Raw genomic sequence first — 17,009 nt, 5'->3', positions numbered from 1 at the left:
AATACCATATTTGAGCTTTGCCTGCGATTTTGTTAACTGACCCTGCTCAACTTCTTCAACTAATTGGAGTTTAAATGAGAGCGAGTAATCTTTTTGGGTGCGCTTGGTAATGCCAATATTTAATGATGTTTTCATTACACTAAAGTTTTAGTGTATCGCTATTTCAGGACGGGACATTATTCTTTTAAAATTGATATGCAACACCTAAAATAAGGTTTATTCCTGGAGAAACAATCCCCGAAGAATAGGTTCGGTATCGCTGGTTGGTTATATTTTCTAAACTCGCGGTCATCTTCAATGCAGAAGAAACCGCATACTGGGAACGAAAATTAAGAGTATACCAAGACGGGGAATATGGATTACCATCCGCATCCGCAGCATAAATATATTCCTTACTTCTCTCTGAGGTTGCTAAATCACTATACTCAATTTCTCCATTATAATTAACAAACAAATCTGTTTTTAATTTTTGATTTTTCCATACTAAGTGAAAATCTCCAAACATTGGGGAAACATGCCTTGCTGGCGTATCTGTGCCATCTTCCTCTTCCTCAATACCCTCTGTAATTGTTAAATTACCAGAGAGAGAAAAATTATCTGTCAAAGCGGCATCTAACCCAAATTCAAAACCATAAACATATGCTTTTGCAGCATTCTGCATGGCCTGTACATTGCTTAACTCTCCATTATACAGAATCTCCGATTCTCCATTAAACTCAAAATCTCTACGCACCAATGCATCTACTAAATAGGTATAAAATGCAGCTCCTTTTAAAACTAATTTATCTTTAATATTTTTATGAATTCCTAATTCTACATTATAAGCGTATTCTGGTTCTAAATCTGGGTTCGGGACTACTACCGACCCTGGTTCTGAATCGAAAATTTTACCTACATCATCTATATTTGGGGATCTAAAACCTGTAGAACCATTAAAAGTAACCTGTAGATCTTTCTTCGGAAACCAACTTAATCCTAAGCTACCAGTTAGAGCTCCTGTACTTAAATTTGCATTATCAAATGGAAAAGGATAAAATCTTTTGTCAAAAATGGCATTTATCCACACATGGCTATATCGTAACCCTGATAAAAAAGTAAAATTTGGTTTTGCTTTATATTCCCCATTAATATACCCTGCTACTGTTTTCCAACTAGAATTATCTGGGTATCTTGAAGCCACTATCTCTGTTTCTCTAGTCCCTATATTCGTTCCTATTCCGTTTGAATACACTTTGTTAAAGATAAATTCGGCTCCGTAATACAAACGTAAATTTCCAATTTTTTTATTTTCAAAATCTAAGTTTGTAGATAACGCGTCTACTTTTTCTTTAGTAGAATACAAATTAGTATCTCCGAAATTTCTGTTATTTCTACTTTCTTCAAAATATTGATACGCTGTTGTAATCTTTAATCCATCGTAAAACTTTCCATTCCCTTTTTTATGCAATTGCATATTAGCCATGAACCATTTTTGTGGTCCATAATACCAATCTCCATAACGCAGACCAGCACCGTCACTCGAGGGCCTAATTAAACGATCATATCTGGAATAATCGGAAGTTTCTGAATAATAGGTTCCCAAATTTAAATCCCAATTACGATTAGGCTTAAACAGCACTTTCTGCATGATGTTTATCTGACTATAACCACTGGTAACTTGCTTTTTAGGATTATTATTGGATACTAATACATCTTGATTATCAACTCTTTCTACGTAGGAATTCCTTAAATAAGAATCTGGACCAGAATTACCCATTTGCAAATCTTGAAAATCATTATAAGAAACACTTGTTAATAATCCCCATTTCTTCTTTCCTAGGTTAATATCTGCATGTATGGTATTTTCCATATTGACAGTTGCAAAACGATAATTTGCATTCCCAGAAACAACCAAACTATCGGTATTAGAAAGGACTGGCTTTTTAGTATAAAAATTCATTACCCCACCAATAGCATCACTACCATAGATTACGGAACCAGGTCCAAATATAATTTCTGTGTTTTGTATGGTAAAAGGGTCTACAGATATAACATTTTGTACATTACCTCCTCTAAAAATAGCGTTGTTCATACGAACACCATCTACAGAAAGTAATAATCTATTTGTTGCAAAGCCTCTAATCATAGGGCTACCACCACCTAATTGGCTTTTTTGTACAAATATTTTTCCGCTTTTTTGTAAAACATCTGCAGCCGTTTGTGGTGTTGCAAAAGCAATACTTTTAGCGTCAATAGAAGCTATTTTATTAGGAATATCTTTTTTCTGCTGTTCCCATTTAGAAATAGACATAACAACTTCATCTAATTCATTGGGTTTTAAAACCATAGAAATTTTACGGTTATGCCGTAAAATTTGCGCCTTAGTATTCTTATAAATTTCGTAACTAATATGCTTAAAAATTATACGCTCATTAGAACTAAATTTCTCAAGATTACAATACCCATTAAAATCTGTAATAGTAGTTTTTGTTTTGTTTCCATTATATACTGCCACATTAACAATGGGCTCATTAGTGATACCATCTACCACCCTAATTTCTTGAGCAGAAATAAGATTAAAAAGAAAGAATAGTATTAGGCAACCTATATTTTTCATACTAACTAAAAACTTCATTTAAGACCTCTAACGATTTGGGTTTTCTAAATCCTTGCAAATGTAATTCAAAATACAGAATAAGCGACTTTAACAACTCTTGTCTACCTGCCTTATTTAGGGTAATAGAATGTAATGCATCAAAATTTATGCCCAATAAGGTTTTAAAATTAGATAAATTTTCATTTTGCAAGTTGGGGTTTAAAGAAGGCCTGTTTATAAACTCCCCTTCTAGCAAATCGAAATAGCTCGCATGGCTATTTGTCGTATCTGGATACACCCCTAAATACTTGGTTAAATGCAATAAAAAATAGAGATGAAAATTAGCAATTTTATCATTAGTATCTAACCATTGTAATGCCGTTTCTAGATACAAAAAAAGGTCTTCATTACATTCTTCTTCATGAATGCTGTTACCTAACATTTCGGCTAAAAAAAGGGTCATCGCATTTTTTGCTATTTGCGAATGAAGAGTTTGATAATGGTAATTTACTTTCGCCTCTCTTATACTTTCTAAAGTACCCTTGTTTTTATGATTAGCAACTATTTCTAGTTGCATTAAAGGTTGAAAATAAGCCGTTTTCAATTTCCCTTTTTTAGATGCTAAAACCCCTTTTAGTAGATACGATTTAAGACCGTCTGAAGCCGTGAATGCTTTGACGATTAAACTTGTATCTCCATATTTTAACGAAGATAAAACTATGGCTTTGGTTGTTACCTGCATGTATACTCTTAAATCTTCTCAAAGGTAATTGTAATAAAACAAAAAGGCCTTCTAGAAACTAGAAAGCCTTTTATTATCATCTACTAAAATGCAATTAAATAACACCCTGTGCTAACATAGCATCTGCTACTTTAACAAAACCAGCGATATTTGCTCCTTTTACATAGTTGCAATACCCATCTTTCTCCTTACCAAATTCGATACAAGAATTATGAATTTCTTCCATAATACCTTTTAATCTTTGGTCCACCTCTTCTCTTGTCCAGCTAATTCTAAGTGAATTCTGAGACATTTCTAAACCAGAGGTTGCAACACCACCTGCATTAGAAGCTTTTCCTGGAGCAAAAAGTATTTTAGCATCATGGAATGCATGAATAGCATCTGCTGTAGAAGGCATATTTGCTCCTTCCGCAACGCAAAGGCAACCATTAGCTATTAACTGTTTTGCTTGCTCTGCATTTAATTCGTTTTGCGTTGCACATGGCAAAGCAATATCACAAGAAACATTCCACGGTTTTTCTCCTGCATGGTATGTTGCGGAACTATACTTTTTAGTGTATTCCGAAATACGAGCTCTTTTATTATTCTTTAAATCCATAACAAAGGCCAGTTTCTCAGCGTCAATACCATCTTTATCATGAATATACCCTGCAGAATCTGATAGAGTAACTACTTTACCTCCCAATTGAATTACTTTTTCGGCAGCAAATTGCGCAACATTACCAGATCCAGAAATAACCACTGTTTTTCCATCAATATCTTGTCCATTAGTTTTAAGCATACTTTGTGCAAAATATACTGTACCATAACCAGTAGCTTCAGGACGTATTTTAGAACCTCCCCAAGAAAGTCCTTTTCCCGTTAAAACACCTGTAAATTCATTTCTTATTCTCTTGTACATTCCAAAAAGGAAACCTATTTCTCTTGCACCAACACCAATATCACCAGCAGGAACATCTGTATTAGGACCAATATGTCTGTTTAACTCTAACATAAAGGCATGGCAAAAACGCATTACCTCATCATCAGATTTTCCTTTAGGGTCAAAATCGGAACCTCCTTTACCACCACCCATAGGTAATGTTGTTAAACTATTTTTAAATACTTGCTCAAAAGCTAAGAATTTTAAGATACTTGCATTTACAGAAGGATGAAAACGCAAACCACCTTTATACGGCCCTATTGCGGAATTCATTTGTATACGGTATCCTCTATTTACATGTATCTCTCCTTTGTCATCTACCCAAGCAACTCTGAACGAAATTAATCGTTCTGGTTCTACCATTCTTAAAAGAATGTTTTTACCATTATATATCTCATTTTTAGCAATATATGGTATAACAGTTTCTGCTACCTCTTGTACTGCTTGGATAAACTCAGGTTCGTGGCCGTTTCTAGCCGTAACCTCATCCATAAAATCTTTAATTTTTGCTTCCATAAAGCTAATTTAATATCTTATTAATATTGACAATTTGAAAATATAACGACGAAATTATGACATTACTATAATTATATCGTTATATTTTTCCATTAAATTATCGAAAAACTAATAAAGCTAGATGTTTCCTATATTTTATGAGGTAGTATTATTTACTCTTTTTATAACAATCCTTTATAAAAACTAGGATTCCATTAAACCTTTACAAATTAGCTTAAAGCATTCTCTAAATCCGTTATTAAATCTTGCACATCTTCTATCCCTACACTAATCCTTATTAATGCATCTTTAATTCCTATTTTTTCACGCTCTTTTTTGGGTATACTTCCATGAGACATACTTGCTGGGTGCCCTACCAAACTCTCTACACCACCAAGGGATTCTGCTAATGTAAAAAGAGATAGCTTTTTTATAATTTCTATAGCCTTATTATAATTTCCTCCCTTAGGCACAAAAGATAACATTGCCCCAAAATCTTTCATCTGGTTTTTAGCTATTTCATGATTAGGATGATCTGTAAGACCAGGCCAATATACCTCTTCTACTTGGTCATGTTGTTTAAGAAATAACGCTATTGCTTTTCCATTTTCGCAATGCCGTTGCATTCTTACATGCAACGTTTTAATACCTCTAAGAACCAAAAAACTATCCATAGGTCCGCAAATTGCTCCACTGGTATTTTGGATAAAATATAGCTTATCTGCCAACCCTTTATCTTTAACCACAATACCCCCAACTACGGTATCGCTATGACCGCCTAAATACTTAGTTGCAGAATGCATCACTATATCTGCCCCTAAATCTAAAGGGGTTTGCAAATATGGTGATGCAAAAGTATTATCTACAGCGACTAATAGTTTATGCTCCTTAGCAATCTTAGTTATGGCTTTAATATCTAATATATTTAGCATAGGATTGGTTGGGGTTTCCATCCATATAAGTTTGGTATTCTTTGTAATATGATTTTCAATAGACCTCGCATCTTGCATATCTATAAAACAAAAAACTAATCCGTACTTCTCAAAAATATGCTTAAACAACCTAAAAGCACCTCCATATAAATCATAATTAGATAGAATTTCATCCCCTGGATTAAACAATTTCATTATGGCATCAATAGCCGCAAGACCGCTCGCAAAAGCTAAACCATATTTTCCGTTTTCAATACTTGCTAAAGAGTTTTCCAAAGCGGTACGTGTTGGGTTTGCACTCCTAGCGTAAACATAACCTTTATGTTCCCCTGGGGCCACTTGCGCAAATGTAGAGGTCTGATAAATTGGAGGCATAACTGCTCCATACCCTTTTTCTAGCTCTTGCCCTCCATGTATTGTTCTACTATTAAATTTTAAACCTTCTTTGCCCATAAAATTAATTTTGCTTCCAAATATTTTAAGTTTTACACCTTTTAAATTTACACTATTCTCTTTGAGGATAATAATGAAGGTGTATTTTTGTACTATCAAAAAAATAATTACCCCTTATTTATGAAACCTCTTTATATCGCATTTCTTTTTTTAACAATTACTATTAGTTGTAAAAATGAATCTCTATTATCCTTTGAACCTATTGTAATTGAAGAAGTAGAATGCGACACTTGCCCCATTGTAAAAATTAGCATTCCTAAAGCTTTGGAAGATTCCAAAATAGATAAAACCATAAACACAGCTATACGCGAAGAAATTATTACGTTACTTAATTTTGATGAATCTGTAGAAATAAATACTATAGAAACGGCGATATCTTCTTTTAAAAATGGATATTCGGACCTTATGAAAAAATTCCCTGAAGAATCTACTAAGTGGGAAGCATCTATTACCGGAGAAATTTCTTATGAAGACAAAAATGTAATTTCTATTACGCTTAACTCTTACTTATTTACAGGTGGCGCACATGGTTATTCTTCCTCTAGATTTTTAAATTTTAATAAGAAAAAAGGAGTTGAACTAGAGAATTGGGAGCTTTTTAATCCAGATTTCGACTTTAATAAATTTGCCGAGCTTAAATTTAGAATTCAAGAAGATATTCCGCAAAACGCCCCTATTAATAGCACCGGATTTATGTTTGAAGAGGATTCTTATAATCTACCAGAAAACATTGGTTACACTAAAGAAGGGTTGCAGCTCTTATATAACCAATATGAAATAGCTTCTTATGCAGATGGTTCTATCTCCCTTACTATTTCTTATCCCGAAGCAAAAAAATATCTGTTTATAAAACCAAAACTCTAACTACCCAACAATGCTTTTTCTAGAGAAAGAATAACACCTAAATGCAGTCCCTCGTGGAATACATTAAAGGCTATAGCATCTTCTACATTGGATAATGTAATTTTCGGAGTTGTGGTATATTCATTAAATTCTTTAAAAATTCCATTATTATAATCCTCCTCTACCCACTCCGCAGTAGAAAACAAAAAGGCAGACATTAATTCTATTTCCTCATCTGTAGCAGTCCCATCTGGCACTGTTCCTTTTTTAAATTTATTAATAATGGCATCCTCCATTTTCATCTCCAAATTACTCATCTTATAAACTAACAACTGTTGCGTTACTACCACATGTGCTATATTCCACCAGATGCTATTCCTAAAACCTGCCGGAATTTTAACCAATTGCTCTTTAGGTGTATTTTCTAATATTCTATATAAGATTTTTCTATTCTTTAGGGTGATATCAAAAAGCTTTTCCATAAAGATTATTTTTTTGGTTAAAAGGATTATATTTTACTATATCAAAAATAGAACATTACCTTTTATTATAGTTTCTTTGTCGAATAAATATCTCTTAAAATATCTTAACAGATTTTCGATATGAAAAAAATATATCACTTAAGCACTTGCGATACCTGCCAAAGAATAATTAAAGAATTAAAACCTATGGATGGTTTTCTTTTTCAAGATATTAAAACGGAAAACATTACCCCAGAACAGCTTGCAGAAATGTATACTCTTTCTGGTTCCTACGAAGCGTTATTTAGTAAAAGAGCAAGATTGTATAAAGAAAGAAATTTAAAAGAAAAGACTTTAACCGAGAACGATTATAAAGAACTTATTTTAGAACAGTATACCTTTCTTAAAAGGCCTGTTTTAATAAATGATAACCAAATATTTATAGGAAATAGTAAAAAAGTAGTAGAAAACGCTAAACAAAATATTCATTCTTGAACCAGAGAACTCTTGCCATAATAGCTGCTATTGGTGCAGCAACCATTTACGGAATAAACCATACAATCGCTAAAGGTGTAATGCCAACATACATAAAACCCTATGGTTTCATTATGCTACGATTGGCAGGTGCTTCTTTATTATTTTGGGGTGTTTCTTGTTTTACTCCTAAAGAACGTATTGAAAAAAAAGATTGGGGAAGAATTCTTTTATGTGCAATCTTAGGCATGGGAATTAACATGCTCACCTTTTTTAAAGGTTTGGCTTTATCTACTCCTATAAATAGTGCTGTTTTAATTACTATAACACCAATATTAGTAGTTATACTATCTGCAATCCTAATCAAAGAAAAAATAACTCTCTTAAAAGTTACTGGTATTATTTTAGGTTTTATTGGTGCTGTTACCTTAATATTATTTGGAACAAAGACAAGCCAAGATGCTCCTAATATTCCATTAGGAAATCTACTTTTTATAGTAAATGCTGTGAGCTTTGGGGTTTATCTTATTTTGGTAAAAAAACTAACCGAAAAATACCATCCTTTTACATTAATGAAATGGCTATTTTCTATTGGGTTTATTATTTGTTTCCCTATTACTTTACCCGAATTTTTAGAAATACAGTGGAAAGAAATCCCTACTGAAGCTGTTGGCTCCATACTATTTGTAATCGTTTTTACTACTTTTTTTACCTATCTCTTCAATGTATATGCTCTAACCAAATTAAAAGCATCTACGTTAAGTTCCTTTGTCTATTTACAACCTATTATTGGTATTCTATTTGCATTATTAGTAGGCAAAGATCAATTAAATGAATTAAAAATAATAGCGACACTCTTAATAATGTTTGGCGTGTACTTAACTACCAAAAAACCTAAACCAAGTCCTTAGGAAGTTTTGCAAACTTTCTTGTCTGCTCTTTTGTAAGAACCCTAAAATTATCTGGCTTTTCAATATTATTAAACGCTTTTAAAAAGTCTTCCGAAAGACCTCTTAGAACTCTGGTTTTTAAATCCATCCATGCGCCCATCATCTCGCAGTGCGCAAAGTTTCTTCCTTTATAATCATAGAAATTATGGTGAAATTCAAAAAATTTACCATCTTCACTCATACCAACCACTTCCATAGATACTTTCACTGGTCTACCAGGAAAAGCTTCTTTAAAGTAATATATATGCTCATAAAAAACTACAGGACCAATACTCTCTTCTTCCATAGTTTTATGCGTAAATCCTAATTCCATTAAAAAGGCCATACGAGTATGACTCATAAAATTTAGGTATGCAGAGTTTGCTAAATGCCTATTTGGGTCTAAATCACTCCATCGAATTTCAAATTCTTTTAAATACATTTGGTATTTTTTTGCTATGCATGCATAATACTTGATAAAAATACCATAGTTTTGGATAAACGAGCATTTTTTTTCGATAAATTTTATACTTAATTTTATTTCACTTCTAAAAGCCTAATATTATGACTCATAAACCTTCTTTTATAAATAAGCTTTCATTGCCTGCTGTTGCTGCTCCTATGTTCTTAATATCTGGACCTCAACTTGTGATAGAATGCTGTAAAAACGGAATTGTTGGCACTTTTCCTGCTCTTAACCAACGTACAAGTGAAGGTTTTGAAGAATGGCTTATAGAAATACAGACAGCTTTAACAGCTTTTGAAAAAGAAACAGGCAAAAAAGCAGCTCCGTTTGGTGTTAATCTTATTGTACACCCTACCAACCCAAGACTAGAAGCAGACATAAAACTATGTATAAAGCATAAAGTTCCACTAATAATAACTTCTTTAGGAGCGGTTTCTCAGGTCGTAGATGCTATTCATAGCTATGGTGGCTTAGTTTTTCATGACGTAATAAAAAAACGACATGCAAAAAAAGCAGCAGGTGCTGGTGTAGATGGTTTAATATTAGTAGCTGCTGGTGCTGGAGGCCATGGAGGAACCATAAACCCTATGACTCTAGTTTCAGAAATAAAACAATTTTTTGACAAAACTATACTACTTTCTGGATGTATTAGTACAGGAAGAGATATCGCTTCTGCTTTACAAATGGGAGCAGATTTAGCATACATGGGCACTCGTTTTATTAATACTAATGAAAGTAAAGCTACGGAAGACTATAGAAAAATGATTGTTGATGCTGGGGCAAGTGATGTAGTTTATACTGCCTCTATCTCTGGAGTACATGCCAATTTTTTAGGTGCTAGTTTACAAGCTGCAGGTATTACGGAAGAAGATCTAAAAAAGGATACAAAAATTGATTTTGGCAAAGAAATGGATACCGAAGCTAAAGCCTGGAAAACTATTTGGTCTGCTGGGCAAGGAGTAGCTACTATAGATAATACTACATCTGTATCTGAATTGGTTTCTAGCCTAAAAACGGAATTTAAGTCAGCTATCGAAGAACAAACAAAATATTTAGAAATTTACCCTAAATAAAAATGCCTATAGTTACCTCTAAATATAACCCGCCACTTCTATTTAAAAATGGTCACTTCTCCACTGTTTATTATGGGATTTTCAGAAGTATAAAAAATGTATCTCAAAAACGGGAAAGAATAAAACTTTCTGATGGAGATTTTCTAGATTTAGATTGGAGTTATTCTAAAAGAACTTCCTCCAAAGTAGTACTCTTAATCCATGGATTAGAAGGCAATGGGCAACGTGTATACATTACTGGAAGTGTAAAAGAGTTTAATAATCAAGGTTTTGATGCTTGTGCAATTAATTTAAGGGGGTGTAGCGGAGAACCTAATCTTTTATATCGCTCTTATCATTCTGGGGCTACAGAAGATTTAGAAGCCGTTATACATCATATTCTAGAGACCAAGAATTACCCTGACATATACATTAAAGGTTTTAGCCTTGGAGGAAATATAGCTTTAAAATATCTAGGCAAAAAGAACAATATACCTAAAGAAATAAAAGGAGCTGTTGCCATTTCAGTACCCTGCGACTTACATAATTCTTTACAACAATTATTAAAACCTAAAAATGCATTATACGCAGCTAGGTTTAAAAAACATTTGATAGAGAAATTAGAAGCCAAACAAAAGTTGTTTCCGAACAAAATTTTAGATGAGGATATAAATACCATTCATACTTTATTAGATTTTGATGATGTTTATACCAGTAAAGCACATGGGTTTGCAAATGCCTTGGATTATTACAAAAAAAGTAGCTGTCTGCAATTTTTACCTAATATTACCATCCCAACACTACTTGTAAATGCAAAAAACGATTCCTTTCTAGGGGAAGAATGTTTCCCTATAGAGATAGCCAAAAACCACGACTATTTACATTTAGAAGTGCCCACATATGGAGGACATGTTGGATTCTATGGCAAAAAAAATATTACATATACCGAGAAAAGAGCTGCAAGCTTCTTAAAGGAGGTGTTTTAAAATTTTCTATTTCTTATCTTAGTAGTATTAAACTCAAATAAAAAATGAAGAAAATATTCACCATTTTAGCTCTCGGAGCTTTAATAGTAAACTGTGGCGAAAAAAAGAAGTAAAATTTTCAACAGAAAAGGAAGCCGTTCCTGTAGACCTAAATAACAAAGGCGTTGGCCCAATTACATCTTTAAAATTTTGAGACTGATATTGATAAAGATATGGCCGAAGTCGGTGCTGCAAAATATAAAGCTATTTGTACCGCTTGTCATTTAACAGACAAACGTTTAATTGGCTCTGCATTAAAAGGTGTTTATGAAAGAAGAAGTCCAGAATGGGTAATGAATATGATATTAAACCCAGACAGAACGATAAAAGAAGACCCTATTGCAAAGGCTCTTTTAAAGGAATATAACAATGCTGTTATGCTTAATCAAAACCTTAAATATAAAGCCCAAACATTATAATGTTTGGGCTTTATATTTTTACATACTTTATGAGACAGTGCTAGATAGTATTTCTTTTAGCAACTCTATATTTTTATGCCAAATGGATTATCAATAGAGTACATTGGCTCTGTAAACCATTTAGGGCCTTCTGAAGTCATATAAATATGATCTTCGTGTCTAATACCAAACTTATTTGGGACACAAATCATAGGCTCTACACTAAAAGTCATTCCTGGTTGTAAAACAGTTTTATCATTTTTAACAATGTATGGGTGCTCGTGAATTTCTAACCCTATTCCATGGCCTACTCTATGTGGCAATCCTGGCAACTTATAATCTGGCCCTAAATTATGAGATTCTAATACTTTTCTTGAAGCGATATCAATATCTTCACAGGAATTTCCTAATTGAGCTTCTTTAAACGCTCCTTGTTGTGCTTCTTTTTCTATGTTCCATATATCGCGTTGCAACTCATTTGCTTCTCCAAAAACATATGTTCTTGTTATATCTGACATGTAATCGTGAAACATACAACCTGTATCAATCAATACCATTTCATTCATCTCTAAATTCTTTGGTGATTTTACGCCGTGTGGGAATGAGGAATCTACTCCAAATAAAACAATACAAAAATAAGACCCCGAAGGAGCACCATATCTTTTATGTGCTTCGTTTATAAAATCTGTTACTTCTTTAGCACTTATACCTACATGTAAAATTCTTGCTGCCGCTTTCTGCACCTTTAAAGTAACATCCATTACCCCTTGCATAATGGCTATTTCATTTTTAGATTTTATCATTCTACAGCCTGCAATAATTGGCTTAGCATTTACTAAAATATAACTAGATTGAACTTTCGCTATTCCATCAGTAATAAAAAAAGGAGTAGCTTCATCAATCATTACTTCTCCTGATTTTACATTATTCTCTTTAAGAATTTTAATAAATAACTCATAAGGTGACTCATGCTCTTCCCAACAATGAACGTCTCCTTTTATAAGCATAAAATCTAAAACAGTTCCTTTTTCGAATGTTGGTGCTATATATGCCACTTTTCCGTTAGGAAATATAATCGCCCCAACCATTCGTTCGCTTGCACTCCATTTAGTTCCTGTAAAATAAAACAAATTTGTACCCGCATGTACATAAACTGCTTGTGCTTTTTTTACTTTCATTAATTTACTAACTCGTTCTATTCTTTTTTTAAATTCTTCTTTTTTAATAGGTTGTATATTATGTAAGCTAGGTGTAATTATTTGTAATTCTTCTGCTATCGTTGAGCCTCCAATTCCTGTCATTTTCTATATTTTTTATGTTGATTTTTTTTTGAAAAATACTTGATTTGTGTTACCGTGGGAACCGTTTTTAATGCGCCAACTTCTGGTTTTGCTGCATGCGCGCAAGCTGTCCAAAAATTATTTTCTCCGTGAATATATAATATCCTTTTATTTTCTACATAATCACACACTAATTTTCTGTAATTTTTATTACAATTTATTTTTATATTCTTTGGATAAAACACACTTTTAAGAAGTAGTTTCTATTCCTTTACTAATACCTGTTGAGATCTATTTTTCTTTATATCGTTTTTTCAATTTTGTGAGTATCCTATGATAACCTTGAATGGCATTGTCGTTCGTTAAATATTAGAATTTGATCATGACTTACCATGCATTCTGTATTCTGCCATTGCTCAATTCATACGTTTTTGGTCGCGTATTATAACCTCCTGTTATAAAAACAGGTGTTTTTTTATAATCAGAATACAACCAATTAAAGAATGTGTAAAAGATGTCTTCTGAGAAGATTTTTAGGATTTAAATTCTATTGAAAGAGACTTTAATGAAAAGGGAATATTCATATAATATTACCCATTCATAATATCATATGAATAATTCTGAAGTTAACTTTTAAAGAAACACTACTTTAGTGGCATGGATAAAATTGAACAAATAAACGAGAATTTCATTGAAGAAAACACGATTTTCTCTGAGTTAATATCGGAATTAAAAACGGCTTTTTCTGCTAAAGAAACAATCGTACCTATGAGACATCACCATGATTTTCCGAATCCGAAAGTAAACACAGATTCTACCTTACTGTTAATGCCTGCATGGAACCCTAGTAAAAATGCAGGTGTAAAAATAGTAACCGTGAGCCCAGAAAATAGTAAGTTTAACCTACCTTCAATAAACGGGGTCTATATTTATTTAGACGCTACAAAAGGAACTATTAGAGCTATTTTAGATGCAAAAAGTTTAACAGCTAAACGTACAGCCGCAGCTTCTGCATTGGCTTCATCCTTCTTGTCGAGAAAAAATTCAGATTCTTTATTAATGATTGGTACAGGGGCGTTAGCTATAAATTTAATAAAAGCACATATTGCTGTCCGTCCTATAAAAAATGTATTTGTTTGGGGTCGAAATTTTGACAAAGCAAAAGCTATTTGCAAGCATTTAGAAAATGAAAATTTTTCTATTACAGCTATAGCATCTATTGAAGAAAAAATATCGGAGGTTGCTATTATTTCTTGTGCTACTTTATCTATAACTCCTTTAGTTTTAGGCAAATTCTTAAAAGAAGGACAACATGTAGATTTAGTAGGAGCTTATAAAAAAAATATGCGAGAAGCAGATAACGAAGCCATTTTAAAAGCAGCGGTCTTTTTAGATACTTTTCAAGGAGGGTTAAAAGAAAGTGGAGATATTGTTATTCCTTTAGAAAATGGAACGTTATTAAAAGAAGACATAAAGGCTGATTTATTTCAACTCTGTTCTAATCAAAAAACAGGTAGAAATTCTGAAAAAGAAATTACGCTTTTTAAATCTGTAGGGCATGCTTTGGAAGATTTAACGGCAGCTAGTTATTACTATGATAAATTTAAAAAGGAATAATATTTTAAAAATAGATTTTAAGTTCAATAAAGATTATTACAAGACTTGCTAAAGAACAACTTATAGTTAAAAATCATTGCGAACAAAAACACCATCATGATTTCTATTGTGATGCTGAGAAACCCTTTATATCCTTTTAATTAACACTAAAATTTACGCACTTAGCTTGTCATATAAAAAAGAAAAAGGAGAATATGTGTATTTCTGCGCTATGAACTCAACAGCAACCAATACTGCTTTAATTGTAAAGTAGTAGTTAAGTATTTGTGTTTAAAAAGTCCCGATGAATAAAATAAATTATTACTGGGGTTTTCTTTTGCTTAAAAATCAAATCGTAATTGAACATTGATGCTCTTTTCTTTGGGTTTTTCTTTAACCTCGGTGTTAAGGTTGGTTAAAGATATTCCTAATAAACGTACAGAGTTTTGCAGTTTTTCTTGGTATAAGAGTTCCTTTGCATTTTCTAAAATTAGATCGTTATTGGCTATAAAATAGGGTAGTGTTTTACTACGAGTTTGTAATGTAAAGTCGCTATACTTTATTTTTAAGGTAATTGTTTTTCCTGCAATTTTAGACTTTTTTAAGCGCTTTTCTAATTCAACAGCAATGTTTTCTAAGCGTTCTAACATAAAGATTTCGCTACTTAAATTTTCGTTAAAAGTCCGTTCGGCTCCTAAGGACTTTGGAATTCTATGTGGCTTAACGTCACTGGTATGAATTCCGCGAACCACATTATAATAGTAAGAACCACCTTTACCAAAATTATTTTCTAAAAACTCTAAAGTTTTGGTTTTTAAGTCTTTCCCTGTAAAAATACCTAGTTTGTACATTTTTTGGGTAGTAACTTTACCTACGCCATAAAATTTTCTTATTTCAAGATTTTCTAAAAAAGAAAGAACCTCTTCTGGGTTTACCGTTTTTTGCCCATTGGGTTTGTTTATATCACTGGCAACTTTTGCTATAAATTTATTAATAGATATTCCTGCGGAAGCCGCCAAGCCAAGTTCGTCAAAAATTCGTTGTCTAATTTCTTTAGCAATTAAAGAAGCAGATGGGTTTCCTTTTTTGTTCGTTGTAACGTCTAGGTAGGCTTCATCTAAAGAAAGAGGTTCCACCAAATCTGTATAATCATAAAAGATAGTTCTAATTTTTTTAGAAATCTCTTTGTAGCGGTCATATCGGGGTTTTACAAAGGTAATATGTGGGCAGTTTTTTTTGGCCATAAACCCGCTCATAGCGCTACGGACACCAAATTTCCGAGCTTCGTAATTGGCAGCAGAAACCACACCTCTTATTTCATTACCACCAACAGCTAAAGGTTTTCCTTTTAAGCTAGGGTTGTCTAATTCCTCTACAGATGCATAAAAGGCATCCATATCTACATGAATTATTTTTCGTAAAGGCAGATTAGAGGACATAAACAAATGTAAACTTTATATACTTTTACAGAAATAAAAATTCATTCTTTAAATGGTAGAAATAGAGCGTAAGTTTTTAGTGCAATCGGATAACTATAAGAAAGAAGCAAGCTCAAAAAAACGTATTGTTCAAGGGTTTTTAAATACAGATCCAGAGCGTACTGTCCGGGTTCGTATCAAAGGCGAGCAAGGGTTTTTTACAGTAAAGGGTAAATCTAATGAAGAAGGTACAACTAGATTTGAATGGGAAAAAGAAATTCCAGTAGAAGAAGCGCAAGAATTATTGCAATTGTGTGAAAAAGGAGTCTTAGAGAAAATACGATATGAAGTTCCTTTAGGGGGTCATGTTTTTGAGGTAGATGAGTTTTTTGGTGAGAATAAAGGTTTGGTTGTAGCTGAGGTAGAATTGTCTTCGGAAAACGAATCTTACGAGAAACCAGAGTGGCTGGGAGCAGAGGTTACGGGGCAAGTAAAATATTATAACTCGCAGTTAAGTAAGTACCCATATAAAGAGTGGTAATTTAGAAATTTAAGAGGCGAGAACCCCTTTAGTTCCAAGTAGCGGAATTTCTATTGTGTTTTTTTCTGAAACCGTACCTTTTTTAAATACGAAGCATTTTTCGTATAACGTGCCATTTAGGTAAAAAGTAACAAAAAATTCATTGTTTAGTTTTAAAACTTCATCTTCAACAAATTCTAATTTTGCAAAAGATTTGGCTTCTAAACCCGCCATACTATGACGCATTGTGGCGGTTTTTATATCGCCATCATATCCTTTAGAGACAACAAAAATTAACTCAATAGGAGTACTTTTATTATTTACTATATAAGCATTCCATTCCTTTGTTCTAAAGTCTTTATTATACTCGTATAGTAATGCTATATGAATATCTTTTACTTCCGGAATTTCAATATCTTTTTTCAAAA

17 protein-coding genes and 1 pseudogene are annotated in these 17,009 nt (G+C 32.7%); 8 read left to right on the top strand and 10 right to left on the bottom strand.

Annotated features, from left to right (window positions below; all coding sequences use genetic code 11):
• From QZZ51_RS02650 to QZZ51_RS02630, 5 genes and pseudogenes are all read right to left on the bottom strand, one after another.
• A pseudogene (locus QZZ51_RS02650) lies at positions 1–135 on the bottom strand (IS3 family transposase); the annotation flags it as partial.
• Between the two features lie 49 nt (positions 136–184).
• Positions 185–2,614: a TonB-dependent receptor gene (locus tag QZZ51_RS02645; protein WP_291865490.1), complete on the bottom strand. Its 2,430-nt coding sequence runs from the start codon at positions 2,612–2,614 to the stop codon at positions 185–187.
• Complete coding sequence (recO, locus tag QZZ51_RS02640; protein WP_291865487.1) at positions 2,598–3,317, bottom strand: DNA repair protein RecO; 720 nt, start codon at positions 3,315–3,317, stop codon at positions 2,598–2,600. The genes QZZ51_RS02645 and recO overlap by 17 nt, the downstream gene beginning before the upstream one ends.
• Before the next feature lie 94 nt (positions 3,318–3,411).
• Positions 3,412–4,755 carry an NADP-specific glutamate dehydrogenase gene (gdhA, locus tag QZZ51_RS02635; RefSeq protein ID WP_291865484.1) on the bottom strand — a complete coding sequence of 448 codons (1,344 nt, stop codon included), beginning with the start codon at positions 4,753–4,755 and terminating at the stop codon, positions 3,412–3,414.
• A gap of 209 nt (positions 4,756–4,964) precedes the next feature.
• Positions 4,965–6,119: a PLP-dependent aspartate aminotransferase family protein gene (locus QZZ51_RS02630; protein WP_291865483.1), complete on the bottom strand. Its 1,155-nt coding sequence runs from the start codon at positions 6,117–6,119 to the stop codon at positions 4,965–4,967.
• A gap of 120 nt (positions 6,120–6,239) precedes the next feature.
• On the opposite strand from QZZ51_RS02630, the gene QZZ51_RS02625 reads away from it, so the two are divergent.
• Entirely contained in the window at positions 6,240–6,983 is a 744-nt protein-coding gene (locus tag QZZ51_RS02625) for a DUF3298 and DUF4163 domain-containing protein (RefSeq protein WP_291865481.1), read from the top strand.
• Here QZZ51_RS02625 and QZZ51_RS02620 read toward each other — a convergent pair.
• On the bottom strand, positions 6,980–7,444 hold the full coding sequence (locus tag QZZ51_RS02620; protein ID WP_291865478.1) for a DinB family protein: 465 nt from the start codon (positions 7,442–7,444) through the stop codon (positions 6,980–6,982). The genes QZZ51_RS02625 and QZZ51_RS02620 overlap by 4 nt on opposite strands.
• 120 nt (positions 7,445–7,564) lie before the next feature.
• Here QZZ51_RS02620 and QZZ51_RS02615 point away from each other — a divergent pair, with 120 nt between their 5' ends.
• Both QZZ51_RS02615 and QZZ51_RS02610 read left to right on the top strand, forming a co-directional pair.
• Positions 7,565–7,918 carry an ArsC/Spx/MgsR family protein gene (locus tag QZZ51_RS02615; protein ID WP_291865476.1) on the top strand — a complete coding sequence of 118 codons (354 nt, stop codon included), beginning with the start codon at positions 7,565–7,567 and terminating at the stop codon, positions 7,916–7,918.
• Positions 7,915–8,808 (top strand): DMT family transporter, encoded by an 894-nt coding sequence (locus QZZ51_RS02610; protein WP_291865473.1) that lies wholly within the window; start codon positions 7,915–7,917, stop codon positions 8,806–8,808. Before QZZ51_RS02615 ends, QZZ51_RS02610 begins: the two co-directional genes overlap by 4 nt.
• Here the strand turns inward: QZZ51_RS02610 and QZZ51_RS02605 are convergent.
• On the bottom strand, positions 8,792–9,268 hold the full coding sequence (locus QZZ51_RS02605; protein ID WP_366511939.1) for an acyl-CoA thioesterase: 477 nt from the start codon (positions 9,266–9,268) through the stop codon (positions 8,792–8,794). The two genes, QZZ51_RS02610 and QZZ51_RS02605, sit on opposite strands and share 17 nt — an antisense overlap.
• Positions 9,269–9,390: 122 nt before the next feature.
• On the opposite strand from QZZ51_RS02605, the gene QZZ51_RS02600 reads away from it, so the two are divergent.
• The 3 genes from QZZ51_RS02600 (at position 9,391) to QZZ51_RS16620 (ending at position 11,788) form a co-directional block, all read left to right on the top strand.
• Entirely contained in the window at positions 9,391–10,365 is a 975-nt protein-coding gene (locus QZZ51_RS02600; RefSeq protein WP_291865471.1) for a nitronate monooxygenase, read from the top strand.
• Positions 10,366–10,367: 2 nt separating this feature from the next.
• Positions 10,368–11,330, top strand: coding sequence for an alpha/beta fold hydrolase (locus QZZ51_RS02595; RefSeq protein WP_291865469.1), 963 nt, complete (start codon positions 10,368–10,370; stop codon positions 11,328–11,330).
• A 212-nt stretch (positions 11,331–11,542) separates the two neighbouring features.
• Positions 11,543–11,788, top strand: a complete 246-nt coding sequence (locus tag QZZ51_RS16620; RefSeq protein ID WP_366511938.1) for a hypothetical protein — start codon at positions 11,543–11,545, stop codon at positions 11,786–11,788.
• A 65-nt stretch (positions 11,789–11,853) separates the two neighbouring features.
• On the opposite strand, the gene QZZ51_RS02585 is transcribed toward QZZ51_RS16620, so the two are convergent.
• Positions 11,854–13,068, bottom strand: coding sequence for a Xaa-Pro peptidase family protein (locus QZZ51_RS02585; RefSeq protein ID WP_291865466.1), 1,215 nt, complete (start codon positions 13,066–13,068; stop codon positions 11,854–11,856).
• Positions 13,069–13,704: 636 nt separating this feature from the next.
• Here QZZ51_RS02585 and QZZ51_RS02580 point away from each other — a divergent pair.
• Positions 13,705–14,664 carry an ornithine cyclodeaminase family protein gene (locus QZZ51_RS02580; protein ID WP_291865464.1) on the top strand — a complete coding sequence of 320 codons (960 nt, stop codon included), beginning with the start codon at positions 13,705–13,707 and terminating at the stop codon, positions 14,662–14,664.
• 320 nt (positions 14,665–14,984) lie between these two features.
• On the opposite strand, the gene dinB is transcribed toward QZZ51_RS02580, so the two are convergent.
• Positions 14,985–16,082: a DNA polymerase IV gene (gene dinB / locus QZZ51_RS02575; protein WP_291865461.1), complete on the bottom strand. Its 1,098-nt coding sequence runs from the start codon at positions 16,080–16,082 to the stop codon at positions 14,985–14,987.
• A gap of 52 nt (positions 16,083–16,134) precedes the next feature.
• On the opposite strand from dinB, the gene QZZ51_RS02570 reads away from it, so the two are divergent.
• Complete coding sequence (locus tag QZZ51_RS02570; protein WP_291865458.1) at positions 16,135–16,602, top strand: CYTH domain-containing protein; 468 nt, start codon at positions 16,135–16,137, stop codon at positions 16,600–16,602.
• Positions 16,603–16,611: 9 nt separating this feature from the next.
• Here the strand turns inward: QZZ51_RS02570 and QZZ51_RS02565 are convergent, their stop codons facing one another.
• A complete protein-coding gene (locus QZZ51_RS02565) occupies positions 16,612–17,007 on the bottom strand; it encodes a hypothetical protein (RefSeq protein ID WP_291865456.1) in 396 nt (131 codons plus the stop codon).
• Positions 17,008–17,009 lie beyond the last annotated feature (2 nt).

The sequence above is a fragment of the Maribacter sp. genome, assembly GCF_016744255.1.
Taxonomy (GTDB): domain Bacteria; phylum Bacteroidota; class Bacteroidia; order Flavobacteriales; family Flavobacteriaceae; genus Maribacter_B.
Note: the sequence above shows the minus strand (reverse complement) of the source record. Positions and strands in the feature narration are given on the sequence as shown.